The 25,800-nt window shown below is 73.5% G+C and carries 22 protein-coding genes; 5 read left to right on the plus strand and 17 right to left on the minus strand.

The window, feature by feature from the left end; genetic code table 11:
* Positions 1-154: 154 nt before the first annotated feature.
* Positions 155-1,228 carry a glycosyltransferase gene (locus tag ACIQAC_RS35345; protein ID WP_402198587.1) on the minus strand — a complete coding sequence of 358 codons (1,074 nt, stop codon included), beginning with the start codon at positions 1,226-1,228 and terminating at the stop codon, positions 155-157.
* A 138-nt stretch (positions 1,229-1,366) separates the two neighbouring features.
* Positions 1,367-2,236, minus strand: a complete 870-nt coding sequence (rfbA, locus tag ACIQAC_RS35350) for a glucose-1-phosphate thymidylyltransferase RfbA (protein WP_402198589.1) — start codon at positions 2,234-2,236, stop codon at positions 1,367-1,369.
* A gap of 195 nt (positions 2,237-2,431) precedes the next feature.
* On the opposite strand from rfbA, the gene ACIQAC_RS35355 reads away from it, so the two are divergent.
* Complete coding sequence (locus ACIQAC_RS35355; protein ID WP_402198592.1) at positions 2,432-3,433, plus strand: Gfo/Idh/MocA family protein; 1,002 nt, start codon at positions 2,432-2,434, stop codon at positions 3,431-3,433.
* Between the two features lie 88 nt (positions 3,434-3,521).
* Here ACIQAC_RS35355 and ACIQAC_RS35360 read toward each other — a convergent pair whose 3' ends face one another.
* The 4 genes from ACIQAC_RS35360 to ACIQAC_RS35375 all read right to left on the minus strand — a co-directional run bounded on the left by ACIQAC_RS35360 (position 3,522) and on the right by ACIQAC_RS35375 (position 6,397).
* Complete coding sequence (locus ACIQAC_RS35360; protein WP_402198595.1) at positions 3,522-4,148, minus strand: dTDP-4-dehydrorhamnose 3,5-epimerase family protein; 627 nt, start codon at positions 4,146-4,148, stop codon at positions 3,522-3,524.
* 26 nt (positions 4,149-4,174) lie between these two features.
* The gene (locus ACIQAC_RS35365) at positions 4,175-4,831 is read right to left on the minus strand and encodes a sulfotransferase family protein (protein WP_402198597.1); all 657 of its coding nucleotides are present in this window, start codon (positions 4,829-4,831) and stop codon (positions 4,175-4,177) included.
* 22 nt (positions 4,832-4,853) lie between these two features.
* Positions 4,854-5,300 carry a carboxymuconolactone decarboxylase family protein gene (locus ACIQAC_RS35370; RefSeq protein ID WP_402198599.1) on the minus strand — a complete coding sequence of 149 codons (447 nt, stop codon included), beginning with the start codon at positions 5,298-5,300 and terminating at the stop codon, positions 4,854-4,856.
* A 68-nt stretch (positions 5,301-5,368) separates the two neighbouring features.
* The gene (locus ACIQAC_RS35375) at positions 5,369-6,397 is read right to left on the minus strand and encodes a methyltransferase (protein ID WP_402198602.1); all 1,029 of its coding nucleotides are present in this window, start codon (positions 6,395-6,397) and stop codon (positions 5,369-5,371) included.
* Positions 6,398-6,609: 212 nt separating this feature from the next.
* Between ACIQAC_RS35375 and ACIQAC_RS35380 the strand changes: the two genes are divergently transcribed.
* Entirely contained in the window at positions 6,610-7,227 is a 618-nt protein-coding gene (locus tag ACIQAC_RS35380; protein ID WP_402198604.1) for a DsbA family protein, read from the plus strand.
* Between the two features lie 20 nt (positions 7,228-7,247).
* Here the strand turns inward: ACIQAC_RS35380 and ACIQAC_RS35385 are convergent, their stop codons facing one another.
* Positions 7,248-8,090, minus strand: coding sequence for an NmrA/HSCARG family protein (locus tag ACIQAC_RS35385; RefSeq protein WP_402198607.1), 843 nt, complete (start codon positions 8,088-8,090; stop codon positions 7,248-7,250).
* A 193-nt stretch (positions 8,091-8,283) separates the two neighbouring features.
* Entirely contained in the window at positions 8,284-9,009 is a 726-nt protein-coding gene (locus ACIQAC_RS35390; RefSeq protein ID WP_402198609.1) for an SDR family oxidoreductase, read from the minus strand.
* Between the two features lie 262 nt (positions 9,010-9,271).
* On the opposite strand from ACIQAC_RS35390, the gene ACIQAC_RS35395 reads away from it, so the two are divergent.
* The 3 genes from ACIQAC_RS35395 (at position 9,272) to hemG (ending at position 13,945) form a co-directional block, all read left to right on the plus strand.
* Positions 9,272-10,759, plus strand: coding sequence for an FAD-dependent monooxygenase (locus ACIQAC_RS35395; protein ID WP_402198612.1), 1,488 nt, complete (start codon positions 9,272-9,274; stop codon positions 10,757-10,759).
* 38 nt (positions 10,760-10,797) lie between these two features.
* The gene (locus ACIQAC_RS35400; RefSeq protein ID WP_402198614.1) at positions 10,798-12,282 is read left to right on the plus strand and encodes an FAD-dependent monooxygenase; all 1,485 of its coding nucleotides are present in this window, start codon (positions 10,798-10,800) and stop codon (positions 12,280-12,282) included.
* Between the two features lie 196 nt (positions 12,283-12,478).
* The gene (gene hemG / locus ACIQAC_RS35405) at positions 12,479-13,945 is read left to right on the plus strand and encodes a protoporphyrinogen oxidase (protein ID WP_402198616.1); all 1,467 of its coding nucleotides are present in this window, start codon (positions 12,479-12,481) and stop codon (positions 13,943-13,945) included.
* A gap of 127 nt (positions 13,946-14,072) precedes the next feature.
* On the opposite strand, the gene ACIQAC_RS35410 is transcribed toward hemG, so the two are convergent.
* The 9 genes from ACIQAC_RS35410 to ACIQAC_RS35450 all read right to left on the minus strand — a co-directional run bounded on the left by ACIQAC_RS35410 (position 14,073) and on the right by ACIQAC_RS35450 (position 25,639).
* Entirely contained in the window at positions 14,073-15,827 is a 1,755-nt protein-coding gene (locus tag ACIQAC_RS35410; protein ID WP_402198619.1) for an FAD-dependent monooxygenase, read from the minus strand.
* A gap of 134 nt (positions 15,828-15,961) precedes the next feature.
* On the minus strand, positions 15,962-16,414 hold the full coding sequence (locus ACIQAC_RS35415) for a pyridoxamine 5'-phosphate oxidase family protein (protein ID WP_402198621.1): 453 nt from the start codon (positions 16,412-16,414) through the stop codon (positions 15,962-15,964).
* Complete coding sequence (locus ACIQAC_RS35420; RefSeq protein ID WP_402198623.1) at positions 16,383-17,522, minus strand: threonine aldolase family protein; 1,140 nt, start codon at positions 17,520-17,522, stop codon at positions 16,383-16,385. The genes ACIQAC_RS35415 and ACIQAC_RS35420 overlap by 32 nt, the downstream gene beginning before the upstream one ends.
* Positions 17,519-18,973 carry an aldehyde dehydrogenase family protein gene (locus tag ACIQAC_RS35425; RefSeq protein ID WP_402198625.1) on the minus strand — a complete coding sequence of 485 codons (1,455 nt, stop codon included), beginning with the start codon at positions 18,971-18,973 and terminating at the stop codon, positions 17,519-17,521. The genes ACIQAC_RS35420 and ACIQAC_RS35425 overlap by 4 nt, the downstream gene beginning before the upstream one ends.
* Positions 18,970-20,082 (minus strand): hypothetical protein, encoded by a 1,113-nt coding sequence (locus tag ACIQAC_RS35430; protein ID WP_402198626.1) that lies wholly within the window; start codon positions 20,080-20,082, stop codon positions 18,970-18,972. Before ACIQAC_RS35430 ends, ACIQAC_RS35425 begins: the two co-directional genes overlap by 4 nt.
* A complete protein-coding gene (locus tag ACIQAC_RS35435; protein WP_402198628.1) occupies positions 20,024-21,868 on the minus strand; it encodes an asparagine synthetase B family protein in 1,845 nt (614 codons plus the stop codon). The genes ACIQAC_RS35430 and ACIQAC_RS35435 overlap by 59 nt, the downstream gene beginning before the upstream one ends.
* Positions 21,856-22,869, minus strand: a complete 1,014-nt coding sequence (locus ACIQAC_RS35440; protein ID WP_402198631.1) for an alpha/beta hydrolase-fold protein — start codon at positions 22,867-22,869, stop codon at positions 21,856-21,858. The genes ACIQAC_RS35435 and ACIQAC_RS35440 overlap by 13 nt, the downstream gene beginning before the upstream one ends.
* On the minus strand, positions 22,866-24,272 hold the full coding sequence (locus tag ACIQAC_RS35445; RefSeq protein ID WP_402198634.1) for an MBL fold metallo-hydrolase: 1,407 nt from the start codon (positions 24,270-24,272) through the stop codon (positions 22,866-22,868). The genes ACIQAC_RS35440 and ACIQAC_RS35445 overlap by 4 nt, the downstream gene beginning before the upstream one ends.
* Positions 24,272-25,639, minus strand: a complete 1,368-nt coding sequence (locus ACIQAC_RS35450; protein WP_402198636.1) for a formylglycine-generating enzyme family protein — start codon at positions 25,637-25,639, stop codon at positions 24,272-24,274. Before ACIQAC_RS35450 ends, ACIQAC_RS35445 begins: the two co-directional genes overlap by 1 nt.
* Between the last annotated feature and the right edge of the window lie 161 nt (positions 25,640-25,800).

Here is a 25,800-nt window from a genome sequence, read left to right on the forward strand (position 1 = left end):
CCCGCGGCCGCGGACCTTCTGTCGGCCGCGTCCGGCCCCCGGGGGTGTGGCACACAAAACACCCCCCCCCCCCCCGGGGGGGGGGGGGCGCCGGGGGGGGGGGGGCCCCGCCGCCCCCCCGCCCGTCTGTCCGCTGTCCGCGCTGTGGTGGCCGTCAGGCCGCGAGGGCCTCGATGTCGCGCAGCACCTCGTCCGGGGTGGGCAGGACGGCGCTCTGCGCGGCGAGGATCCGGCTGCGCTGCGCGTAGCGGTCGTCGGCGAGGATCGCGCGGCAGGCGTCCGCCGTGGCCTCCTCGGGGTCGGTGCCGGGCCGCGGCCGGTGGCGGTCGACCAGGATCGCGGCGCCGAAGCCGCTGACGGCCTCGGCGACCGCCTTGCCGTAGCCGTTGTCGGGGATGATCGCCTGCGGCACGCCGGCGTTGATCAGGGTCATCGCGGTGGTCGCGCCGCCGTGGTGGATCGCGAGGTCCAGGGTGGGGGCGACCACGTCCAGCGGGATCCAGCCGATGCGTACGTCGCCCAGCTGGTCGCCGAGCTTCTCCGCGGCCTCGGGCAGCGCCGCGATCAGCACCTCGGCGCCGGAGCCGGTCAGTTCGTCCACGACGCGCCGCAGTGAGCTGCCCGGGGTGTCGAGGACGAGGTTGCGGGTGCCGGCGGTGATCAGGACCCGGCGCGCGCCGTCGGGGCGGGTGTACATCCACGGCTCGACGGCGCGCTGGCTGACCCGGGGCACCCAGCGCATCGAGCGGGCGGCGGGGGCGCCGGGCGGGCGCAGCGCGGGCGGGCACAGGTCGATGAACAGGTCCGGGTCGGGCAGCTCGGTCAGGCCCAGGCGCTCCAGCTGGGGCTGGAGTTCGGCGATGGCGGTGCGGTCGCGGCGGGCCATCGGGGCGATGTGCCAGATGTGCCGGACGTAGGGGACCTTCAGCCGGGCGGCGAGGACCCGCGGGACGTGCGAGAGGCCGCCGACGACCAGGTCGGGCGCCCACTGCCCGGCCAGTTCCAGGAGGGCGTCGATGCGGGTGGTCGCGGTCATCGCGTCCTGGCCGTAGCGCATCCGCTCGGGGGTGATGCAGACGGCGGGCAGGCCCACCGACTGTGCCGCCGCCATCAGGGGCTGGTCGGCGGCGAGCAGGATCTGGTGGCCGGCGTTGCGGGCCGCCGCGGCGAGGGGGGCGACGCCGAAGACGGCCGCCTGGCTGCCGCCGACGGTGAACAGGATCTTCATAGCTATCGCTCTTCTTCCGGTGGAAGGACGCCCGGACGGGCGCGGGGCACGGCACGACAAGGGCACGGCACGACAAGGGCACGGCACCGCGGGGAGAGGCCGGCGGCAGTGCGGGGAGGGTGGTGGCGGGTGCGGGGGTCAGCCGGCCTGGGCCATCTCCATGACGTAGCGGCCGTAGGCGGAGTTCGACAGGCGGCTGCCGAGCCGGTAGCAGGCGTCCTGGTCGATGTAGCCCATGCGCCAGGCGATCTCCTCCAGGCAGGCGATGCGCACGCCCTGGCGGTGTTCCAGGACCTGGACGTAGTCGCCCGCCTCCATGAGCGCGTCGTGGGTTCCGGTGTCCAGCCACACGAAGCCGCGGCCCAGCGGGATCAGCCGGGCCTCGCCGCGTTCCAGGTAGACCCGGTTGAGGTCGGTGATCTCCAGCTCGCCGCGCTCGGAGGGCGCCAGGTGGCGGGCGATGTCCACGACCTGGTTGTCGTAGAGGTACAGGCCGGTGACGGCGAGGTTGGTGGCCGGGCGGGCGGGCTTCTCCTCCAGGGCGATCAGCCGGCCCTGTCCGTCGAGGGTGCCCACGCCGTAGCGCTCGGGGTCACGGACCGGGTAGCCGAACAGGACACAGCCGTGGATGTCCTGCGCGGCCCGCTGGACCATGGGCCCGAACTCGTAGCCGTGGAAGATGTTGTCGCCCAGCACCAGGGCGACGGAGTCGTCGCCGATGTGGTCCTCGGAGACCAGGAACGCGTCCGCGAGCCCGCGGGGCTTGTCCTGCTCCGCGTAGGTCAGCGAGATCCCGAGCCAGGAACCGTCACCGAGCAGCCGGCGGAACATGTCCGCGTCGTCGGGGGTGGTGATGATCTCTATTTCGGTGATCCCGGCCAGCATGAGCGCGGACAGCGGGTAGTAAATCATCGGCTTGTCGTAGACCGGGAGCATTTGCTTCGAGACTCCGAGGGTGATCGGATGGAGCCTCGTGCCATTGCCGCCGGCCAGGATGATGCCCTTCACCGTGGCGCCTCCTCAGTGACATGGTGCCCATGTGGGCATGCCGGCACTTTATCCGCGTACGGCATGCGGCCGAAAGTTTCTTCCGGGCCCGGCCTTCGTGAATAGCCGCATTGTTGACAGGGACGGGTCCGCCTACTCAGGCTGACGGTATACCGGTTCAGGCACCCGAATTCCGATCGTCGTTTAGGTGGACCTGTGAAAATCGAAGCTCTGAAGCCCGAACTCGAATATGAGCAGAGGGCCGGTATCGGCATCATGGGATGCGCCGACATCGCGGTGCGCCGTGCCCTCCCGGCGATCCGGCGCTCCCCCTTCAAGCTGGCCGCCGTCGCGAGCCGCTCCCACGAGAAGGCCGCGCGCGTCGCCGCGGCCGACGGTGCCACGGCCGTCGAGGGCTACAAGCGGCTGCTGGAGCAGCCCGGCGTCGACGCGGTCTACATCCCGCTGCCCAACAGCGAGCACGCCGTGTGGGCGCGCCGCGCGCTGGAGGCGGGCAAGCACGTCCTGATCGAGAAGCCGGCCGTGTCCAGCGAGGACAGCGCCCGGCAGCTGGTGGCGCTGGCCCAGGCGCGCGGGCTGGCCCTGATGGAGAACTTCGCGTTCTTGCGCCACCCCCAGCACGCGCAGGCGCAGGCGCTGATCGCCGACGGGGCGATCGGGCGACTGCGCGCCTACAACGGCTCGTTCGGGATCCCGCCGACCGACCCCGGCGGCATCAAGTACCAGGCGGACCTCGGCGGCGGCGCCCTGTGGGAGGTCGGCTGCTATCCGGTGCGTGCCGCCCAGGCCTATCTCGCGCCCGATGCCCGGGTCCTGGGCGCGGGGCTCACCTTCGACCCCGCGCTGGGCGTCGACGTGTCCGGGTCGGCGCTGCTCCAGGACGGCGACGGGGTGAGCGCGCACTGCTCCTTCGGGCTGTCGCACGGCTACCGCTCGACGTACGAGGTGTGGGGCAGCGCGGGGCGGCTGGTCCTGGAGTGGGCGTTCACGCCCTCGCACAGTGCCCGCCCGGTGCTGCGGTTGCAGCAAAAGGACCGGGAGACGAGCATGCTCGCGCCGGCCGCCGACCAGTTCCTCGGTGTGTTCGACGCCTTCCACGAGGCGGTGCGTGATCCCGCGGCGCGGGCGGTGCACCGCGAGGACCTGGTGCGCCAGGCCACGCTGATGGCCGCGATCCGGTCCCACGCCCGCCCCTGAGAACGGCGAAACGGCAGCCGGCGTCCTGGACGCCGGCTGCCGTTCGTGGTGTCGCCACGGCCCGGGGGGAGGCCGCGGCGACCGGGACTCACCCCGCGCGTCCTCGGGCGGGGTGAGGCGCGGAGAGGGCGAGGGGGCGCGGCGGGCACTGCTCCCAGGTGGGCAGCAGTCCCGCGGCGGCCGCCTCGGCCAGGGTGGGCGCGGCGGCGTCCTTGTCCGAGCGGATCGGCTCCTGCGTGAGGTCCCAGGGCAGGGCGAGCGCCGGGTCGAGCGCGTCGACGTCGATCATGGTGCCCGGTACGTACTCCTGGGAGCACAGGTAGCTCATGCAGGTGTCGTCGCTCAGGGCGAGGAAGGCGTGGCCGACCCCGTCGGGCAGGTAGACGGCGGTGCCGGTCTCCGGGCTCTGCAAGGTGACGTCGTAGTGCCCGAAGGTGGGTGAGCCCACCCGCAGGTCGACGGCGATGTCCAGGGCGCTGCCCCGCACGCAGGTGACGAACTTGTCCTGGCCGGGCGGCACCTTGGTGCCGTGGATGCCGCGCAGGGTGCCCCGCCGGGACACCGAGTAGTTGACCTGGCGTACGGCGAACTCCCAGCCGCTGCCCGCCAGCAGGGCGCTGGCGCGCACCGACTCGAAGAAGTGCCCGCGCCGGTCGCTGAGCGGTTCGGGCTCGACGCGGTAGGCGCCGGGCACCGTCATTTCGGTTATCAGCACAGCAGGCTCCTCCAGCTCCTTCGCGCTCAGCCCGCGGCCGGGGCGCCGGCGGCGGCGGCCGCGACCCGGCGGCGCATGGACGCGGTGTCGTTGGTGCGCGGGAACGGCTCGGCGGGGACGTCGGTGCCCAGGAAGTCGCACAGCGGCTCCCATCCCTGCCGCACGTCGTAGACGAGGACGTTGCCGGCGCCGAGGGCGTCGACGACCTCGGCGTTGTGGCGGTGGTAGACGTCGATGGCGTGGTCCTTGTCGGCGAAGCGGCCGCCGAACAGGCCGTCCCAGACCATCGCGGAGGTGATGCGCAGCAGACGGGCCGGCGGGCTGCCGGGCGGGGGCGGGTCGGCCTTGGCGCGCAGGGCGAACTGGTAGAGCGTGTCGTGGGTGCTGCGGTACCAGCTGTCCGCGTCGCGCACGGTGAGGATCAGTTTCGCGTCGGGAAACGCCTGGCTGAGCTGCCGGTAGTACAGGGCGCAGGGGCCGTCCACGGCGGAGCGGTATCCGTCGAACACGGCCGCCCAGTCGGGGGTTTCGCCGTCGCAGACGATCCGTTCCCACTGCTCGAGGCGGCGGGCGTCGCCGACGATGTCGAACATGTGGAAGGAGGGTCCCAGGCCCAGCCGGTCCAGGGCCGCCTTCAGTGAGGTCGTACCGGTCCTGCCCAGACCGGTGTTGATGAGCTGCACGATGTCTTTCCCCCCTTGTCCGCTAGCGCCAGGCCGCCGGTTCCTCGCGGTTGGCGACGTTGACCCGGTTCCAGAAGTTGACCAGTCCGATGTGCATGACGAGCGCGCCGAGCTGCTCGTCGGTGTAGTGCTGGGAGGACTCCTCCCACAGGGTGTCGGAGGCCATGTTCTCCGGGTCGGTGGTCAGGGTGATGGCCTCGGCCATCTCCAGCGCGGAGCGTTCGGCGTCGTCGAAGCAGTCCTCGGTGCGCCAGTGCGCGACGCGGGGCAGGCGCCCGTCGAGCTTCTCGGCCCGGGCCGGGTCGTCGGGGAAGAGATAGGTGCGGCGGTTGATCTCGCTGACGCGCAGCCGCACCAGGTCGAGGGTGGTCTGCGGCACGCCGACCTTGCCGATGACCTCGGTCAGGTCGAGCAGGGGCTGTAGGGCGCCGGGAACGACCAGGGAGGGGTTGTCCATCCGTGGGGCCATCAGGGTCTTCTCCTGTGCGGTGTGCGGGGATGAGGTGGACGGGGGCCGGCCGCGGCCGGCGGGCCGGGTCAGGCGGGGACCGCCTCGATGACCGACAGGGGCGCGGTCGTGGGCACGGCCCGGGTGAGGGTGAAGCCGGCCTTGGCGAACAGGTCGGTGTACTGGGCGAGGGTGCGTTCGCGGGCGCCGAGCATCAGCATCAGCCACAGGTCGATGGTGTGGCCGAGGTGGTCCTCGTTGTTCTCCGGCAGGACGTACTCGATGACGAGGAGCTTGCCGCCGGGGGCGATCGCCTCGCGCGCGTTGCGCAGGGCGGTGACCGCGTCGGCCTCGGAGAAGTCGTGGATGATGTGCTTGAAGACGTAGGCGTCGGCGCCGGCGGGCAGTTCACCGAGGTAGCCGCCGTGCGCGATGGTGAGCCGGTCGGCGACGCCGGCCGCCTCGAACAGGGCCGGGGAGTCGACGGTGGCGACCTCGGAGTCGTACAGGATGCCCTTGGTGTCGGGGGCCTGGCGCAGGATGCCGGCCAGCAGGTTGCCGCGGCCGGCGATCACGTCGACGACGGTGGCGAACGGGCTGAAGTCGTAGGCGGCGAGGATCGGTTCGGTCTCGGACGCCGACAGTTCGCCGAAGGCGCGGAAGAAGACGGCCGCGTAGGCGGGGTCGGAGTGGAAGAAGTCCAGTGCGCCCATGCCGCGCAGCTTGGGCAGGTTGGCCTCGCCGCTCTCCACGGTGGCGTCCAGGTGGCCCCACTCCTCCCACAGGGTGGGGTGGTTCATCAGCAGGGCGAAGCCGCGCAGGGAGTCGGTGACGCCCTCGCGGAGCTTGTCGGACAGCGGGGTGTTCTCGTAGCGGCCGTCGGGGCGGACGGCGAACACCCGGTGTCCGGTGAGGGCGCGCAGCAGCCGGTGGGTGGCTTCGGCGTCGGAGCCGGCCCGGGCCGCGATGTCCTCGACGGGCAGCGGTCCGTCGGCCAGGACGTCGGCGATGCCGAGCCGGGCCGCGACGGAGATCGCCTGGGTGATCACGGCACCCTGAATGAGACGGAGCAGCGCGTACGAGTCGGACTGGTCACGAACCTCGGGCAACACAGTCATGCCTATCCCTTTCAGAGCACCTCAGTCTTCGCGTTTCCCGAAGATATGTCGGTGCTTCGCGCAGCCGCAACCACGGCCGGATATCCGCGGTAATTCGCCTGTTCAACCGGGGAATTTGAGCGGTTGAACAGGCCACTTCCAGTGCCGCTCCAGCAGAATTCCGGGCCTTCTTGTCAAATTGTTGCGGTCCGGCTATATCGAGGAGGCCTCCGTTGCGGCACGACATCCAGACCCCGGTGGATTTCTGGTTCGACCCGACCTGCCCGTGGGCGTGGCTGACCTCGCGCTGGGTCCTTGAGGTGGCCCGCCAGCGGCCCCTGGAGGTGCGCTGGCATCTGATGAGCCTGGCCGTCCTCAACGAGGGGCGTTCGGACCTGCCCGAACGCTGGCACCGCGACCTGGCGTTGCGGATGGAGCCGGTGCGGGTGTGCGCGGCGGCCGAGCAGCGTCACGGCCCCGGTGTGCTGGGGCGGCTGTACACCGAGCTCGGGACCCGCTTCCACCTGGAGCAGGCGCCCAAGGAGCCTGCCGTGTACGCGGCGGCGCTGGCGGCGGCGGGCCTGGATCCGGCGCTGGCCGGCGCGGCCCGCTCCACCGAGTACGACGAGGCGGTGCGGGCCTCGCACCACGAGGGGATCGGCCGGGTCGGCTCGGACGTGGGCACGCCGGTCGTCGCGGTGGGCGACGCGGCGTTCTTCGGGCCGGTGGTGACCCCGTCGCCGCGCGGCGAGGCGGCGCTGCGGCTGTGGGACGGGGTGCTCGCGGTGGCCGGGACCGACGGGTTCTTCGAGCTGAAGCGGACCCGGACCCGGCAACCGGAGTTCACCTAGAAAGGGGCGCTCGTGCGGGGTCAGGCGGGGACGGGGGCCGTCCAGTTGCCGGCCAGCCAGCTCTCCAGGGTGACCAGGTCGCGGCCGCGGCGCAGGGTGTCGAGGTCGGCGCGGAACCCGTCGCGCTCGAACCAGTCGAACATGTTGGCCAGGTCGGGGCGGGCCTCGCGCAGCGGGCCGATCGGCAGCTGCTGGTAGCGGGTGGGTATGCCGCCGGCGGCCTGGAACGCGGCGGCCATCTGCGGGCCGGTGAGGCTGTCGCCGGCGATCTCGACGGTGCGGCCGAGCCAGGCTGCGGGGTTCTCGAAGGCGTCCGCGGCGAACACGCCGATGTCGCCGGCCGCGATGAGCTGCACCTCGACCGCCGGGTCCAGCCACATGGCCAGGACCAGTTCGCCGCCCGAGGGGCGCGGGGCGATGTCGAGGAGGATGTCGTGGAACATCACCGGCCGCAGCACCGTGGTGGGCAGGTCGAGGGTGTGCAGGTACTGCTCGATGCGGAGTTTGCTCTCGAAGTGCGGGACGCGGGTGTCGCGGTCCGCGCCGCCGACGGAGCTGTACACGAAGTGGCCGACGCGGGCGCGTACGGCGGCGTCGGCGACGTTGCGGCCGTGGCGTTCCTCGGCGTCGACGCCGCCGGGGCCGCGGAAGGTCTGGACGCTGAAGACGCCGTGGACGCCGCTCATGGCGGCGTCCAGGGACGCCTCGTCGTCCATGTCGCCGCGCACGAGGACCGCGCCGGCCGCGGCGAGTTCCCGGGCGGCGGGCTTGGTGTCGTCGCGGACCAGGGCGTGCACGGTGTGGCCGCGGCGCAGCAGTTCACGGGCGGTGGCCCCGCCTTGGCGGCCGGTTGCGCCCAGCACCAGGATGGTTCCTTCAAGCGCCACTGTCTGTCTCCAAGTCTTGTGCCCGCCACGGGGTGTTGCCGGGGGCGGGGTGGGTGTCGGCCGGGTGGGTCTGCGGGCCGCGGGGTGCCCGGGGGCCGGGGTGCCGGGTGGTGTGACCGGGGCACGGGCGGCGGGGGTCACCAGGGCACGGGGTGCCGGGGCGGCGGGGTTACCAGGGCACGGGGCCGTCGTCCGCCAGGCACTGGCCCGTCGGGCCGCTGTCGTCGAGCAGGGCGAGGCGGACCACGATCTCGGCGCCCTCGGCGGGGGTGCGGTGTCCGCGGTGGTGGTTGATGTCGGTGGCGACCACGCCGGGCAGGGCGGCGTTGACCTTCACCGGGGTGCCGGCGAGGTCCTTGGCGTAGGCGGCGGTGATCGCGTTCAGGGCCGTCTTGGAGGACTGGTAGGCGATCATGCTGACGCCCGCCAGGGGGGCGCCGGGCGCGGTCAGGGTCAGTGAGCCCACGTGGCTGGAGAGGTTGACGATGCGGGCGGCCGGTGAGCGGTGCAGCAGCGGCAGCATCGCGTGGGTCACGGTGACCACGCCGAAGACGTTGGTCTCGTAGACCTCCCGCAGGTCCGCGGCGCTCGCCTCGCCGGGGGTGCCGGTGAAGGAGCCCGCGGTGCCGGCGTTGTTGACCAGGATGTCCAGGCGTCCGTGGCGCCGGTCCAGGACGCGGGCGGCCTCGGCCACGCAGTGGGGGTCGGTCACGTCCAGGCACAGGGTGCCCGCGGTGATGCCCTCGGCGGCCAGCGCGTCGGCGGCCTGTTTGCCCAGGACCTCGTCGCGCGCGCCGACGACGACGGTGACGCCCCGCTCGCCGAGCGCGCGGGCCACGGCGAACCCGATGCCCTTGTTGGCGCCCGTGACAAGTGCGATCTTCTCGTCCGCCACGTCAGCTTCCTTTCCACGGCCGCAAAAACAATCGAGGGTCTGCGCATTGCCTTCGGGGAACGGAAAAACCCGGGGCACCCGACGATATTGGGGCGGTGCGGACGTCACGTTCAAGTGTTCACCGCCGGTGTTCAATCACCGCGATTCCTCGGTCGAACGCGCCGTGACAGCGTTCCTCTATTTCTTTCGTTGCGGCCGGACATTGCCCTGAGTAGTTTCGCCATGGCCAACTATTGCCGCAGCGCAGGGGTCTGGGACAAAGATGAGAACTAGTGACGTCATAGTGGTCGGCGCGGGACCGGCCGGCCTGCTGCTGGCCGGTGAACTGGGCCTGGGCGGCGCCGATGTGGTGGTCCTGGACCGGCTGCCCGCCGCGTCCGGGCAGTCCCGGGCGCTGGGCTTCAACCGGCGGGCCGCGGAATCGCTGGACCAGCGCGGGCTGCTGGGCCGCCTCGGCGCGGTGCGGTGGGGCCCGATGGGCCACTTCGGCGGGGTCCGCTTCGATCTCAGCGTCCTCGACGAGGACCACAGCGGGATCCTGGGCCTCTCGCAGGCCCGCACCGAACAGGCGCTGGCCCACTGGCTGGCCGACCTCGGTGTGCCGGTGCTGCGCGGCCACGAGGTGAGCGCGCTGCGCGAGGACAGCGACGGCGTGGTGGTGTCCTTCACCGGCCCGGACGGCGACGGCGAGCGGCGGGCCGCCTATGTGGTGGGCTGCGACGGCGCGGACAGCACGGTGCGCCGGCTGGCCGGCATCCCCGTCACCCGCATCGAGCCCACCCGCGGCATGTACACCGCGGAGATCACCGGGGTGCGGCCGCGGCCGCGGCCGATCGGTGAACGGCTGCCGGGCGGGCGGATGGTGGTGTGCACCCCGCTGGGTGAGGACCGCTGCCGGGTGGTCGTGCACGACCCGGACCTGCCGTCCCGGCCGGTGCCGGGCGCGCTGACGTTCGCCGAGGTCGCGGCCGCCTGGCAGCGGCTGACCGGTGAGTCGATCGAGGGGGCGCGGCCGCAGTGGCTGTGGGCGTGCGGCAACTCCGCCGCCCTCGCCGGGCAGTTGCGCAGCGGGCGGGTCCTGCTGGCCGGGGACGCGGCGCACGAGATCCCGCCGCTGGCCGCGTGGGGGCTCAGTGCCGGTGTGCAGGACGCGGCCAACCTCGGCTGGAAGCTGGCGGCGGTGGTCACCGGCCGGGCGCCCGAGGAGCTCCTGGACACGTATCACGCCGAACGCCATCCGGTGGGGGCGCAGTTGCTGCGCGACGCGCGGGCGGCGGCCCAGCTGTATCTGGGCGACGAGGCCATGGACCCGGTCCGTGAGGTGGTGGGCGAGCTGCTCGCGCACCCGGACTCCGCCGAGCGGATCGCCGGGATCGTCAGCGGTCTGGGGATCCGCTACGACCTGGGCGTCGGCGAACACCCCCTGCTGGGCCGCCGTATGCCCCCCGGCACGGTCCTCACCCTCGCCGACGGCACCCGCACCCGCGTCGCCGACCTCCTGCACACCGGAGCCGGCCTGCTCCTGACCACCGGCCGGGACACCACGGCCCTCACCGGGGCGGCCCGGGGGTACGGCGACCGGCTCACCGTGGTCGAGGCCGACTTCACCACCGCCCATGCCACGGACGCGGTGCTGGTACGCCCGGACGGCTATGTCGCCTGGACCTCCCCCGGCACCGCCGCCGACCTCGATGACACACTGCGCCGCTGGTTCGGCGCCGGACGCGTCCCGCAGCCGGCCGGCCGGTGAACACCGCCGCCGGCAGCGGGCAGAACAGGAGCGCACACATGCCCACGGACAGGGATGTCGATGTCGTCGTCGCCGGCGCGGGCCCGGTCGGGCTCATGCTGGCGGGCGAACTGCGGCTGCGGGGCGTGGACGTGGCCGTCCACGAGCGGCTGGCCGAACCGACCCGGCAGTCGCGCGGCGCGAGTTTCACCAAGCGCACCGCGGAGTGTTTCGACCAGCGGGGCCTGCTGGGTCGGCTCGGTGCGACCGAGCCCGCCGACAGCCACTTCGGCGGGGTGCCGGTCGACTACCGGATCCTCGCCGAGGACCACTACGGGCACCGCGGCGTCCCGCAGTTCCGCACCGAGCAGATGCTCCAGGAGTGGCTGCGCGAGCTGGGAGTGCCCGTGCTGCGCGGCCACGAGGTGACCGGCTACCGCGAGGAGCAGGACACGGTCACCGTGCAGGTGACGGGTCCCGGCGGGCCGGGCGAGGTGCGGGCCGCCTATCTGGTGGGCTGCGACGGCGGCCGCAGCCGCATCCGCAAGCTGGCCGGTATCGGCTTCCCCGGCACCGAGGGCCGGCGCGGCTTCCTGACGGCCGACGTGAGCGGTATCAGCACCCGCAAGCGGCGCATCGGCGAGGACCTGCCGGGCGGCAGCATGGTCATGGCGATGGACCTGGAGGGCGGCATCACCCGGCTCGTCGTGCACGAGGCCGGCACCGGGCCGCGCGCACGCGACACCCTCACCTACGCCGATCTCGCCGACGCCTGGCAGCGGCTGACCGGCGAGTCCCTCCACCACGGGCAGTGCCGCTGGATCAGCTGCTTCACCGACGCCTCACGGGCCGCCGACACCTACCGGCGCGGCCGGGTCCTGCTCGCCGGGGACGCCGCGCACGTGCAGCCGCCCGCCATGGCGCAGGGACTGAGCGTGGGTGTGCAGGACGCGGTGAACCTGGGCTGGAAGCTGGCGGCGGTCGTCCAGGGGTGGGCGCCCGACGGCCTGCTGGACACCTACGACAGTGAACGCAGGCCGGTGGGCGAGCAGTTGGCGCGCAACGCCCGCGCCGCCATCGAACTGCGCCTGAGCGGTGCGGAGATGGACCCGGTCCGCGAGATCGTGGGCGAACTGCTCGCCCACGAGGGGGCGGCCGGCCACATGGCGGGCATGCTGAGCAACATCGGCATCCGCTACGACCTCGGCGCGGGCGCACACCCCCTGCTGGGCCGCCGGATGCCCCCGGACACCGCCCTGACCCTCGCCGACGGCACCCGCACCCGCGTCGCCGACCTCCTGCACACCGGGACCGGCCTGCTCCTGACCACCGGCCAGGACACCACCCCCCTCACCGGGGCGGCCCGGGGGTACGGCGGCCGGCTCACCGTGGTCGACGCCGCCTGGGACCTCGACCACGCCGCGGACGCCGTCCTGGTGCGCCCGGACGGCCATGTCGCCTGGACCTCCCCCGGCACCACCGCCGGCCTCGACGAGGCCCTGCGCCGCTGGTTCGGCACCCCACAGCACGCACACGCCCTCTAGGGCGTGTCTCGAAAGCCCCGCCTGCCGAGCGGACGACGGGACTTCGAAACACGCCCTAGTCGCCCTCGACCGGGGGGCCGGTGCCCCCCGCGAGACTGCCAGGACCTGTCCTGGCGCCGGATGCCCGGTGCCGGGACAGCCCCCGCACGGGCGGCAACCGCGCCTCTACGACAGCTACCGCGAAGGATCGGGTGGAATGGCTCGCACCGAACAGGATCAGGTGAGTGGAAAGCCCCATGTGGTCATCATCGGGGGTGGTATCGCGGGACTGGCCGCCGCGTTCCGGCTCCGCAACGAGCCGGTCCGGGTGACGGTCCTGGAGGGCTCCGCCCGGCTCGGCGGAAAGCTGTCGGTCTCCGAGGTGGCCGGCGTCGCCGTCGACGAGGGCGCCGAGTCCCTCTACGCCAACCGGCGCCGCACCACCGGGCTGATCGGCGAGGCCGGGCTCGGCGAGCAGATCATGCCGGCGGGCGTCACCGCGTCCGCGATCTGGAGCCGCGGCGACATCCTCAGGCAGCCGGACCGTCAGTTCATGGGCGTGCCCTGCGACATGGACGACCTGGCCCGCTCGGGGGTCGTCTCCGCCGAGGGCGTCGAGCGGGCCCGGCAGGACCTGGTGCTGCCCTCGTTCGACCAGGACGGCGACGTCTCCGTCGCCTCCTACGTCGGCGGCCGGCTCGGCAAGGAGGTCGTGGACCGGCTCGTCGACCCGTTCCTGGCCGGCGTGTTCTCCGGCCGGGCCGAGGACCTGTCGTTCGAGGCGACCCTGACACCGCTGGCCAAGGCCTCCGCCCACCATGTGTCCCTCGCCGACGCGGCCGCCACCCTCACCCCCGAACTCGCCCCGGGCCAGGCGCCGCCGCCGGTACGGGTCGCCACCCTGGACGGCGGGTTCGGCTCCCTGCCCGCGGTGCTGGTACGGGAGATCCTCGCCGCCGCGCCGGACGCGGCCGTACGCACCGACGCCCCCGTGCGGGAACTGACCCGCACCGCGGACGGCTGGCGGCTGATCGTCGGACCGGGCACGGACGGGGAGCGGATCGACGCGGACGCCGTCGTCGTCGCCGTGCCCGCCGCCCCCGCCGCCGCCCTGCTGCGCCAGGTCCCCGGCACGGGCGCGGCCGTCGCCGCGTTCACCGACGTGCCCTACTCCGGGGTGGCGATGGTGACGCTGGCCTACCCGCGCACCGCGTTCCCCGGCGGCCTCACCGGCCGCGGCTACGCCGCCTACCGGGTGCCCGCGGTGGAGGGCAGGGCGGTCAAGGAGGTCACGTTCACCACGGTGAAGTGGCCGCACCTGGCCGGCGAGGTCGACATCGTGCGCTGCTCGATCGGCCGGCTCGGCGAGGAACACCTCCTTCAGCGCGACGACGCCGCCCTGATCGCGCTGGCGACGGCCGAACTGGCCGAGGCCACCGGGGTGAGCGGGCCGCCGGTGGCGTCCCGGGTCAACCGCTGGCCCGACGCCCTGCCGCAGTACACCGTCGGCCACCTGGCGCGGGTGCGGCTGATCCGGGAGACGGTCGCCGCCCAGCCGGGCCTCGCGGTGTGCGGGGCCCTGTACGACGGGGTGGGGGTCGGGGTGTGCATGGCGTCCGCGCGCACGGCCGCCGACCAGGTCCTGGCCCAGGTGAAGAAGGCCCCGGTGACCGCCGGCGTCTGATTGCACCGCACACACGAAGAAGGGGGCCGTGTCCGGATCCGGACACGGCCCCCTCTTTCTGTGCTCTGTGCTCTGTGCTGCTGTGCTCTGTGCTGCTGTGTTCTGTGCTGCTGTGCCGGGGGGTGGTTCAGCGTTCCAGGACGGCGGCGAAGGCCTGCGCCAGTGCCTGTCCGGGGTCCTCGCCGCCGGCTTCGGTGGTGCGCCAGGCGATGTGCTGGTCGGGGCGGACGAGCAGGGCGCCGTCGGCGCCGATGCCGCTCACCGCGGCCCAGCCGCCGTCGGGGTCGGCCCAGTCGGCGCCGGCGCCGATGGTGACGGTGTCGACGCGCACCGCGTACTTCTCGGCGATCCGGGCGGCCGCCTCGGCCCAGGCGGCGCCGCCGGGGCCGGTGATGAGGGTGAACGCGGTCAGGCCGGTCACGTCCAGGGTGGAGACGCGGCGGCCGTCGCGCTCGATCCAGGCGTGCGGCAGACGGTGCCCGGGGCGGGAGGTGGGGATGTGCTCGTTGCGCATGGGCACGCGGGCGGGCGGCTCGCTGCCGTCGGTGACGAGGGCGCCGTCCTCGTAGTGGAAGCCGATCTCCATGTCGAGGGACTGGCAGCCGCCGCGGTGGGTGTGGAAGACCTCCAGGGCGCGGGCCCGTACGGTGTCGCCGAGCGGGGAGGGGTCGAAGTAGGACTGGAGGCGCTGGGTGCGGCGCCCTGCGGGGATGTTGGGGCCGGCGCCGACGGCGTCGATGACGGCCTGGTGGTGGACGGCCGCGGAGACGGCCCAGTCGACGTTCTCGCGGCCCACCGGGCGGCGTTCGGACTCGTAGGTGTCCAGGAGGGCGTCGGTGGCGTGGCCGCCGGTGACGGCGGCGAGTTTCCAGGCGAGGTTGTGGGCGTCCTGGATGCCGGTGTTCAGGCCCAGGCCGACGGCGGGGGGCTGGCGGTGTGCGGCGTCGCCGGCGATGAGGATGCGGCCGACGCGGTAGCGGTCGGCGAGGTGGGCGTGCACGATCCAGTCGGTCACCTTGTGCACGGTGACCTCCAGGTCGGGGATCTGGAGGAGTTCGCGGATGCGGGGCACGACGCTCTCGTTGTCCCACCGGCCGGGCGGGCCGGGCATGAAGTGCAGGCCCCACTGCTCGCAGTTCTTGCCCCAGCTGGGGCCCATCTCGATGAGGTTGCTGGACAGTTCGGGGTCGGTGGGGTGCAGGAAGTGGGTGATGAGGGTGCCTTCCTGCCACCACGCGGAGAGGTCGGCGGAGAAGTACACGGTGGTGGTGTTGATCAGGCCGGGCGGGCCCTGCATCTCGATGCCGGCCGCGGCGCCGACCATGCGGCCGCCGTCGGCGCCGATGAGGTACTGGGCGGTGACGGTGGTGAGTTCGCCGGTCTCGGTGTCGCGGATCTCGGCGACGACGCGGTCGCCCTCGTCGCGGAAGGTGGTGAGTTCGTGGTGGAAGAGGATCCGGCCGGGATTGCGGTCCTCGGCGTGGCGGCGCAGGATCGGCTCCAGCCACATCTGCGGCAGCTTGGCGGGCAGGACCGGCCCGGCCGCCTGGTAGATCTCGCGCAGGTGTCCGCCGCCGAAGGCGTCCATCTCGTGGATCACACGGCGGTCCAGCGGTCCGTCGCCGGCGAGTGTGGTCTGCCAGCGGACCTTGCCGAACTTCTCCAGCGGTGCCGCCTCGGCGAAGACGTCGTCGGCGAGCGCGTGCGTGCGGAAGATCTCCATCGTGCGCTGGTTGAGATAGTGCGCCTTCGGGACCCTCGACGTGTCCGGGTGCCGTTCCACCAGCAGATGACCGACGCCGTGGTCGGACAGGAACACGGAGGCGGACAGGCCGCATCCGCCGCCGCCCACGATCAGGACCGGAACCTCGATGGCTCCCATATTCGCCCCTCCAGATTCGACAGATGTGTTGCCTGCGCAGCCTGGCAAAACCGTCTTCAGCACCGGTCAAGCACGGCTGGAGGGCGCCCGCCGGACCCGGCCCCGCCGCATCGCGGGCGGGGCCGGGGCGGGGGTCAGCCGGTCCAGGTGCCGTCGCGCATGAGGCCGCGTCCGGCGAGCTCGTTCGCCTCCCGCCAGGCCTGGATGCGGCGCGGCCGGATCCGGAAGTACTGGTAGGGGTCGGTGAGCTCACGCGGGTCGAAGCCGGTCCTGGCCGCGAAGTCGTCCGCGGCCGGGCCCAGGTCGGCGACGTCGACGGGCTGTGCGTCGCCGTCGACCATCACCACGTCGCGGGTCTGGCCCAGGCCCAGGCGGACCTGGCCGCCGGCGAGCAGGTTGCGGCCGGTGACCGAGTCGCGGGGGGTGGAGATGACGATCGCGGTGCCGTCCCACAGGTAGGACAGCGGTACGAGGTGCACGCCGCCGGCGCCCGCGGTGGCGACCCACAGGTCGACGTCGTTCTCGAGCCGGGCCCGAGTGTCCTTCAGCCGCTCCTCAAGGCCGCGCGGCGGCTCCTTCTTGCTCATCAGTCCTCCAGCTGTCGTCGGATGGGGCCGTCTTGGGGGTGTCTTCGCCGGTGTCCGGACAGCTCACCGCGGCGGTGGCGGCCACCGCCGCGAACGCGCGGACGGCCCGGCGCACACCGATCATGTCGTGTGCGCGGTGGGTGACGAAGCGGACGTGTCCGTTCGGCAGGGGCAGGACGTGAACGCCGTGCCCGGCCAGGCGCCGGGCGCACTCGGGCGCGGACAGCCCGGCCGGGCGGGCCATGACGATGTTGGTCGGGTGCGGCGCGTGCAGCAGGCGGGTGCCGGGCACGGCGGCGAGCCCGGCGGCCAGGCGGGCGGCGAGGGTGTGGTCGGCGGCGAGGTCGTCGAGGCGGTCCAGGGCGAGCAGGCCGGGGGCGGCCAGGACGCCCGCCTGGTGCAGGGCGCCGCCGAGCTGGGCGCGCAGGGTACGGGCGCGGGCGATGTAGGGGCGGGTGCCGGCCAGCAGGGCGCCGGCGGGGGCGCCGAGTCCTTTGGACAGGGAGAAGGTGATGCTGTCGGCGGGGGCGGCGAGTTCGGCCGGCGGCACGTGCAGGGCGGTGGCCGCGTTGGCGAGGCGGGCGCCGTCGAGGTGGAGGTGGGCGCCGTGGCGGTGGGCGAGCGCGGCCAGGGTGCGGGTGGCGGCGGCGTCGAGGGCGTTGCCCGCGCACATCATGCTGGTGTTCTCCAGGCAGACGACGGCCGGTGCCCCCGGCGCCGAGAGCAGTGCGGTCAGGGCGTCGGGGTCGGGCAGGCCGTCGGGCTGCTGGACCACCGGCAGGAGTTCCAGGCCGGCGAAGCGGCGCAGTCCGTCCGCCTCCAGGAACGCCATGTGGCTGCCGGCGCCGGCGAGCAGCCGCGGCGCCGGTGTGCCGGGCGCGGCGGCGGCGAGCGGGGCGAGGAGGTTGGCCAGGGTGGCGGTGGGGGTGAACAGGGCGTCCTCGGTGCCCAGCAGGCGGGCGGCCCGCTCCTGGAGGAGGGTGACGGTGGGGTCGTCGCCGTAGACGTCGTCGCCGACGGCGGCGGTGGCCATCGCGCGGCGCATACGGGCGTCGGGCAGGGTGCGGGTGTCGCTGCGGAAGTCCAGGTGCGCTGCGGCGGGGGTCATCGCGGGCCCTGCGGGGTGCTGCGGTGGGCGACCCAGACGGCGCGGGGGCGGGTGTAGCCGTCGGCGGCGTGCAGGCCGAGTTCGCGGCCGTAGCCGGACTGTCCGTGGCCGCCGACGCTGATCGCGGGATCGGTGTCGCCCCAGGTGTTGACCCACACCATGCCCGCGCGCAGGGTGCGGGCGAAGTGTTCGGCGCGGTGGGCGTCGGCGGTCCATACGGAGGCGGACAGGCCGTAGGCGGTGTCGTGGGCGAGGGCGAGGGCTTCGCTGTCGTGGGTGAAGGAGGCGACCGCCAGGACGGGGCCGAAGATCTCCTCGCGCCAGGCGCGGCCGGTGCGCGGTGCGTGGTCGATGACGGCGGGGTGGACGTAGAAGCCGCCGTCGAGGTGGTCGCGGGGGGTGGTGCGGCCGGGTGGCAGCAGGACGCGGGCGCCTGCGGCGGCGGCCTCGGTGACGAGGTGTGTGGTGCGGTCGGCGGCGGCCGCGCTGATCAGGGGGCCGAGGTCGGTGGTGGGGTCGGTGGGCCGTCCGACCCGCAGGTTGGCCGCGAGTTCGGCGACGCGGGCGACGAGTTCGTGGTGGACGCGGTCTTCGACGATCAGCCGGGAGCCGGCCACGCAGACCTGGCCGGTGTTGCCGGTGAAGCCGGTGACCACCGCGTGGGCGGCGGCGTCGAGGTCGGCGTCGGCGAAGACCACGACGGGGCTCTTGCCGCCCAGTTCGAGGGTGAGGGGGGTGGGGCCGTCCGCGCACAGCCGGGCCACCTCGCGGCCGGCGCGGGTGGAGCCGGTGAAGGAGACGGCCCCGACCTGGGGCCGGGTGCACAGGGCGCGGCCGGTGCGGGCGCCGCCGTAGACGGCCGACAGGACGCCGTCGGGCAGGACGTGCGCGGCCTGCTCGACGAGGCGGCGGATGCTCAGGGGGGTTTCGGGGGCGGGTTTGACGACGACGGTGTTGCCGTGGGCGAGGGCGGCGGCGATCTTCCATGTGGCCAGCAGCAGGGGGAAGTTGTTCGGGACGATCGCCGCGCACACCCCGACGGGCAGCCGGTCGGTGTAGGCGCGCAGGCCGGGGCCGGCCGGGTGGGTCTCGCCGACGGGGTGGCGGGCCGCGGCGGCGAAGAAGTCGGCGGCCTCGGCGGCGAAGGCGATCTCGCCCTCGGCGCGGGCGGTGGGTTTGCCGGTGTGGGCGCGTTCCAGGGCGGCGAGTTGTCCGCTGTCCTCGCGCAGCAGCCGGGCCAGAGCGGTGAGGGCGGCGGCCCGCTGGGCGGGGGTGGTGTGGGCCCAGTGCTCCTCGAAGGCGTGCGCGGCGCGGGCGGTGGTGGCGGCGACGGCGTCGGGGGTGGTGTCGGGTAGGTGGGTGAGGACGGTGCCGGTGGCGGGATCCAGTACCGGCCTGCCCTCCCCCGGCCCGCCGGGCACGAGGGGCACGGGTGTGGTGGGGGCGGTCATGCCGGCAGTTCCTTGCCGGTGAGGTCGAGAGCGGTGTCGAGGCCGGCGACCAGGGTGAGGAAGGCGTCGCGGCCCAGGCCTTCGCCCGCGCTGCCCAGCAGGCGCAGGGTGTGGCCGCCGGGGTGCTGCCAGATCGCGTCGCAGGCGCCGAACTCGGCGCTGAGGTGGCCGAGATGGACCGGGCGGGCGAAGTCGCCGGGTGGGGCGGGCAGGGTGTGGACCTCGGTGGTGGCGGGGTGCTTGTCCTGCTCGGGCGGGACGGTGAGGCGGCCGGCGCCGGTGCGCTGGACGGTCAGGCGCAGTTCGCCGCCGGCCGGCGAGAGGTAGACGACGTCCAGTGCGCGCCCGGCCGCGCCGTCGCCGAAGAGGGCGGCGCTCTCGGCACGGAACACCCCGGCCCGGTGGGGGATGCCGTGGGTGGTGAGGAAGGCGGGCAGCTGTGCGGTGGGGATCCAGTCGCCTTCGGCTTCGCGGCCGCCGCGGTGGACGTGGAAGACGCCGGTGGGCACCGACACCGGTTCGGCCCCGTGGCGGGCCCAGTAGCTGAGCTCCGCGAACGGGGTGGCCAGGATCCGGGGCACCGCCGAGGGGTCGGCGGGGCGCAGCGCGGTGTACAGGTCGGTGAGTTCGGTGTCGGTGAAGTCGCCGTCCAGGACGGAGAGTTCGACGGTGGTGCGGGCCATGCGGGCGGATGCGGCCGGGTGGCCGAGGTAGTCGGTGCCCAGCCACACCACCCGTCCTTCGCCGAGGGGGGCGGGGCGGGTGTCGCTGCCCCACAGGCAGGGGTGGTCGGCGGCCGGGAACGCCCAGTCGTACAGGAACTGCTTCAGGCGCAGCCGGCGGCCGCCGCCACTGATCTCGGTGCGGTAGCCGGCGGGGTTGGCGTCGCTCCACGGGGTGCGGCCCGCGGCGTCGACGCGGCCGGGGGGTGCTTCGCGGCGCAGGGTGCCGGTGGCGGTGGTGCAGCCGGCCGGGAGGCGGGTGGGCTGCCACAGGACGAAGTTGCACCAGGGCTGTGCGTCGGTTTCGGCGAGGGTGGGCGGGACGGGGTCAAGTGCGTCCGCCCGGGGCAGAGTCCGCCAGTGCCACCGGGGTGCGGAGGGGTTCACGGTGACTCCTCGGGTCGGTTGTGAGTGTGCTGAGGTGGCCGAGCCAGGCGGAGGTCGAGGCGAGGAACATCCATTCGCCGACGCCCAGTTCGGCGCGCAGGGCGGCCGGCAGGGGCGGCAGCCCGAAGGGGGTGCCGAGGTCGTCGGCGAGAGCGGCCAGGGTGGCGAGGTAGCCGGGGTCGGTGGGGCTGGGGAAGCCCTGCTTGGGGCGGTGGCGTACGGAGTCGGGCAGCAGGTCGGCGAGGGCCTCCTTGAGCAGGCCCTTGTGGCTGACGCCCGCTTCGCCGGTGTCCTTGAGGTGTTCGGGGCAGCGGAAGGCGAGTTCGGCGAGTGCGACGTCCTGGAAGACGGGCCGGTCCTCCAGGGTGAACGTCGCCGAGGTCGCGTCGACCATGTCGTTGACGTAGACGAGGAAGCGGCGCAGGAGGTGGTGGCGGCCGCGTTTGAGGGGGGAGGCTGTTTTCAGGGCGCGGTATTCGTCCATGGTGCGTTCCCACACCCGGTCGGTGACGGTGCTCATGTCGACGTCGAGTTCGCCGGCCATCCAGGTCACCAGCCGGGCCCAGACGGGGCGTTCGTCGGCGTGCAGCTGGTGGGTGAGGTAGTGGCGGCCGTGGATGTAGGTGGGGGCGTAGGGGTCGACGACGGGGAAGTAGCGGCCGGCCTGGTAGCCGAAGAGTTCGTCGGCGCCGTGGCCGGAGTAGACGACGACGTTGCGGTCCTGCGCGATCGCCCCGTACAGGTGGTGCATGGCGAGTTCGGCGCCGTGCAGCAGGGGCCGCATCAGCCGGGTGGGCAGGACGGGCACCAGGTCGGCGGCGCGGTGGCGGTCCAGGTCGCAGACGGTGAGGGGGACGCCGAGCAGTTCGGCGGCCTCGGCGGCGTGCACGGCGTCGTCGCCGGAGCCGCCGATGCCGTCCTGGTAGCGCAGGACGTATCCCTCGACGGGGACGCCGGCGCGGGTCAGGGCGGCGACGGTGGCGGTGGAGTCGACGCCGCCGGACAGGACGGCGGCGCGCGGGACGTCGGAGACGGCGCGTTCGGTGATGGCCCGGTCGAAGGCGTCGCGGATCTCCTCGGCGCCGACCAGGCCGTCGACGGGGGTGGGCTGCCAGTAGCGGTGGGTGCGGGTGTGGGGCCGGTCCACGATCAGGTATTCGGCGGGCTGAAGGGCGCGGATGCCGTGCAGCCAGGTGTGGTCGTCGGCGGCGTCCATGCGGATCCAGGAGCGCAGCACGTACTCGGTGGGGTCGACCTCGGGGGTGATGAGGCCGGTGGCGAGCAGGACGCCGGGTTCGGAGGCGAAGAGCAGGCCGCCGTCGGCGCGGGCGTAGTAGAGGGGTTTGACGCCGAAGTGGTCGCGGGCCAGGACGACCCGGCCGGTGGTGGTGTCGTGCCAGGCGAGGGCGAACATGCCCGACAGCGGGCGCAGTGCGTCGCCGGGGTCGTCCTCGCGGCAGACCTGCTGGAGGGCGAACTCGGTGTCGCAGTCGGTGCGCCGGGGCCACAGCGGTGCGGCGGGGGCGCGTGAGCCGTAGATCTCGCCGTTGTGGACGAGGACGGTGCGCCGGCCGGGGTCGGTCATGGGCTGGTCGCCGGCGTGGCTGCGGTCGCGGACGGCGAGCCGGGTCGCGCACAGCATGACGGTGGCGCAGGAGGAGACGTAGGGGGCGCGGGCTCCTTCGCCGCGGTGGGCCATGGCGTCGGTCATGGTCCGCCCCAGCCGGGCGAGGCGGTCCGGGTCGCGGGGGCCGTCGAAGCTGACGAAGCCCGCTATGCCGCACATGTGCCGGCCTCCGTCCCGGGGAACTGCCGCCACAGCCGCCACAGGCGGGCCAGGGCGTGGGTGAAGACGTGTTCGACGCCGTGGTGTCCGCCGTCGTGCTCCAGGTAGTCGTGTGCGACGCCGTGGCTGTCGAGGGCGGCGTGCAGGGCGCGCACGCCCCAGTGCATGCCGTACTCGTCGCGCCGGCCGACGTTGAGGTGGAGCAGGTCCAGGCGGCGCAGGGGGCCGGTGTGGGCGGGCAGCATGCGTACGGGGTCGTGGGTGAGCCAGCGCTGCCACACCTTCTCGCGGAAGGCGCCGGTGGCGGGGTCGCAGGGCAGGGCGTCGGCGGGGGTGACGGCGGGGTCGTCGGCGTAGCACATGCCCATCGCGACCAGGCTCATGGCGACCATGAACGGGACGTCGTGGGGGCCGCTGCCGCGCCGGGCGAGCAGGGCGTCCAGGCCGCCGGCCGCGCGTATCGTGTCGAGGGCGGCGGGCAGCAGCGGCAGGTAGCAGTGTTCGAAGCCGGCGTCGGGCGAGCAGGCGATCACCGCGCCGAACAGGGGGCTGGTCATGCCGGCGACGAGGGCGCCGTAGCCGCCGCTGGACTTGCCGCCGATCGCCCGCCACCGGGGTTCGGGCAGGGTGGCGAAGTGGTGGTCGGTCGCGGTGACGACTTCGGCGAGGTGGCCGGCGTAGTGGCCGGATGCGGCGGAGTCGATGTACTGCGAGCCGCCGTAGGCGGTGGTGGCGTCGGGTACGACGAGCAGGGCGGGCGGGATCCGGCCGTCGATCATGGCGGTGCGCAGCCGGTCGGCGACGGACGTGCCGAAGGCCAGCGGGCGGTGGGTGAGGGTGGGGTGGGCGCCGAAGCCGGGCAGCCAGTACACGGCCGGGTAGCGGCGCACCCCGTCGTAGCCGGGCGGCAGGTGGACCTCGACGCGGCGGTGGTGCGGGTCGCCGAGCGGGTTGCCGCGCAGGGCGGGGCTGTCGAGTTCGAGGACGGCCGGCTCGCTCATCGCGTCGTCGCCTCCCGCAGTTCGCGCTCCACGTGGCGGGTGTAGAACGCGGGGTGGTGGAAGACCGCGGAGAGCAGGACGCCGTCGCTGGCCCACAGGCCGAAGGAGCTGCCGAAGAGCAGGTCGGCGTGGAGCATGGCCTCCAGGGTGGCGGCGGCGATCTCGGTCCAGCCCTCGCCGCCGGCGAGGTGGCCGCGGGCCGGGCCGTCGCCGAGCCGGGTCACCCGGTCGGCGACCAGGTCCAGGAGGTAGGAGCTTTCGCTGCCGTCGTCCTCGTACAGGGAGATGACGTGCCGTCCGGAGCCGTTGTCCAGGGCCCGGTACCAGTAGTCGGTGGCGACCAGGCGGTCCAGGAGGTCGCGCAGCAGGTCCGGGGCGGGGCGGGACTGGTGGCCGTAGCGGTCCAGGGAGGCGTCGAACGGCGGCACCGGTGTCGTGGGGTCGAGGGTGACCTCGGCGTAGAGGGCGTCGAAGTCGTAGCCGTCGGGGGCGACCGGGCCGTCGACGAGGGTGGCCTTGCCGCCGGTGATGTCGATGACCTGGCCGGGCCCCCACAGCAGTCCGTCGCGGCCCAGTTCGTCGAGGCGGGCCATCGCCTGGACGGGGGTGAAGGGGAAGATGGTGCGGTTGCACCAGTCGTAGTCGCGCCCGGTGTCGCCGCTGATGCGCCAGCCGAAGCTGGAGGGCACCGTCACGGTCGCGGGCAGGGTGCTCACGTAGCGGTCGAAGTTGGCGATCGCGCGGGCGCGGGCGGCGTCGGGGTCGCTGACGGAGCGGCGTTCGGTGAGGACGCCGGGCGGCGAGATGCTGTGCGCGGGCACGAACAGGGCGTCCAGGCGCGGGGCGTCGTCGCGGGCGAACGCGGCGACGGTGTCCTCGTGCAGCAGGGAGTCCCCGCACAGCATGACCGCCGCGTCCTGGTTGTGGACCAGCACGCTCATCTCGGGGAAGGACACCGCCGAGGGGAAGGTGCGCAGGGTGGCGCCGCCCAGGGTGACGGTGTCGCCGGGGGTGACCGGGTGCAGGTGCTCGAAGCCGAACCGGCGCAGCGTCCAGGCGATCGCCTGGTGGCCGAGCCCCGACGCGGTCAGCTGCGGCGGCACCGGGCCGGCCGGGTAGATGCAGGTGACGCCGGCGCTCTGGCGGGGGCTGTCGTCGAAGTCGACGTCGGCGCCGTCCACCAGCCGGTGCAGGGAGGGGTAGTGGTGGTGGTCGAAGTGGTGGTGGCTGAAGACGACGTAGTCGACGCCCTCGTCCAGGACCCGGGCGACCAGGTCGTCGGGCAGCGCGGGGTGGTGTTCCCAGAAACGGTCCAGGCGCTGGGTCAGCCACGGGTCGAACAGGATGCGCTCGCTGCCGGTGTCGACGAGGACGGCGGCATGGCCCAGGGAGGTCAGTCGCATCAGTCGCTCGTCTCGTACACGCAGCGGAAACCGACCTCGTTGTGCCGGTCGGTGATCAGGTCCTTGCCCCGGTAGAACGTGGTCAGGCAGGCGGGCGGGGACGTCCAGGTGCCGCCGCGCAGCACGTGGAAGGCCTCCTTGCGGTTCATGAAGTCCAGCGGGTGGCGGCCCTTGAAGAAGGGGTCCATGTCCTCGCCGGTGTAGAAGTTGGTGCGGGTCAGTTCCCACACGTTCCCGGACATCTGGAGGGCGCCGTAGGGGCTGGCGCCCTGCGGGAGGGCGTCGGCGGGCAGGACCGGGTGGGCGGGGTTCTCGCCCGCGGAGATGGTCACCAGCAGCGCTTCCAGGGAGTCCAGGTCGGCGACGGGCTCGCCGAAGGACCGCTCCACGTAGTTGACCCGCTCCGGATCGAACTCCTCGCCCCAGGGGAAGCGGCGGCCGTCGACGCCGCGGGCGGCCTTCTCCCACTGGACCTCGCTGGGCAGTGCTCCGCCGGCCCAGCGGGCGAACGCGTAGGCGTCGTACCAGTCGATGCCCACGACCGGCAGGTCGTCGGCGTTGAAGCGGGCGTCGTGCCAGTGCGCGGGCCGGTGCGAGCGCTCCAGCGGCTGGTCGGCGTGGTCGAACTCGCCGCTGTCGCCCGCCTCCTGGAGGAACTCGCGGTAGCGGGCGTTGGTGACGGTGGTGCGGTCGATGAGGAACGCGGGTACGTCGACGGCGCGCAGGGTGCTGTCGTCCTGTGCCATGCGGAAGGCGTCGGGCTTCTCGTTCGCGCCGAACACGGCGGGCCCGCCGGGCACCAGGACGACGTCGGTGGTGCGGCGCGGGCGCTTGCGGGCGGCCTCGACCCGCGCGCGCAGGTCGGTGAAGTACTCGTCCTCCAGGCGGCGCAGTTCGGCGGGGTCGCGGGTGCCGAACACGGCGATCAGGGCGCGCTTGGTCAGTGCGGCGCCGCAGCCGACGGGCTTGCGGACCCAGTCGGAGCGGGTGAAGTTGCTGGGCCAGCCGGAGATGCGGATGAGGTCGGGGACGGCGGCGGCGATCCGGTACTCGGTGATCACCTTCAGGGCGGTGAACGCGACCCAGTCGACGGTGTCGTGGGTGGCCGCGGCGACCGCCGCGTCGGCGTCCGGCTCCCCCGCGTGGTGGGCGGCGAGCAGCCGTACGGCGCCGGCCCGCACCGGCCACTGGGGATGGTCGACCGCGAGACTCGCCAGCAACGGTGTCCCGCCGGCGGCCCGTCCACGGTCCTCGGCCAGCGCGACGACGCGCTCCACGGACGCCCAGTACCGCTCGTCGGTGGAGTCGTCGACCGCCAGCAGGTCGGCGGGAATGTCGATGACGTGTGAAACGCGATTGCCTACCATCAGAAACCTCTCTTGGACGACGCAACGCCCGTACGGATTCGATTCCATACGGGCGGCGCGTTTCGCTTTTTCAGCGGATTACCACTTGCTGGTCTCCTGCTGCGCGTCACGGGTGTCGATGAAGTCGCGGTCCGTCATTTGTCACTCCTTCCGCCATATCC

It is taken from the genome of Streptomyces sp. NPDC088387 (genome assembly GCF_044753385.1).
Classification (GTDB): domain Bacteria; phylum Actinomycetota; class Actinomycetes; order Streptomycetales; family Streptomycetaceae; genus Streptomyces.

Coding starts and splice junctions, on each gene's coding strand:
- ACIQAC_RS35345 (WP_402198587.1), bottom strand. CDS start 1,228: ATGAAGATCCTGTTCACCGTCGGCGGCAGCCAGGCGGCCGTCTTCGGC.
- ACIQAC_RS35370 (WP_402198599.1), bottom strand. CDS start 5,300: ATGGCCCCACGGATGGACAACCCCTCCCTGGTCGTTCCCGGCGCCCTA.
- ACIQAC_RS35375 (WP_402198602.1), bottom strand. CDS start 6,397: ATGACTGTGTTGCCCGAGGTTCGTGACCAGTCCGACTCGTACGCGCTG.
- ACIQAC_RS35395 (WP_402198612.1), top strand. CDS start 9,272: ATGAGAACTAGTGACGTCATAGTGGTCGGCGCGGGACCGGCCGGCCTG.
- ACIQAC_RS35400 (WP_402198614.1), top strand. CDS start 10,798: ATGCCCACGGACAGGGATGTCGATGTCGTCGTCGCCGGCGCGGGCCCG.
- hemG (WP_402198616.1), top strand. CDS start 12,479: ATGGCTCGCACCGAACAGGATCAGGTGAGTGGAAAGCCCCATGTGGTC.
- ACIQAC_RS35410 (WP_402198619.1), bottom strand. CDS start 15,827: ATGGGAGCCATCGAGGTTCCGGTCCTGATCGTGGGCGGCGGCGGATGC.
- ACIQAC_RS35415 (WP_402198621.1), bottom strand. CDS start 16,414: ATGAGCAAGAAGGAGCCGCCGCGCGGCCTTGAGGAGCGGCTGAAGGAC.
- ACIQAC_RS35420 (WP_402198623.1), bottom strand. CDS start 17,522: ATGACCCCCGCCGCAGCGCACCTGGACTTCCGCAGCGACACCCGCACC.
- ACIQAC_RS35425 (WP_402198625.1), bottom strand. CDS start 18,973: ATGACCGCCCCCACCACACCCGTGCCCCTCGTGCCCGGCGGGCCGGGG.
- ACIQAC_RS35435 (WP_402198628.1), bottom strand. CDS start 21,868: ATGTGCGGCATAGCGGGCTTCGTCAGCTTCGACGGCCCCCGCGACCCG.
- ACIQAC_RS35440 (WP_402198631.1), bottom strand. CDS start 22,869: ATGAGCGAGCCGGCCGTCCTCGAACTCGACAGCCCCGCCCTGCGCGGC.
- ACIQAC_RS35445 (WP_402198634.1), bottom strand. CDS start 24,272: ATGCGACTGACCTCCCTGGGCCATGCCGCCGTCCTCGTCGACACCGGC.
- ACIQAC_RS35450 (WP_402198636.1), bottom strand. CDS start 25,639: ATGGTAGGCAATCGCGTTTCACACGTCATCGACATTCCCGCCGACCTG.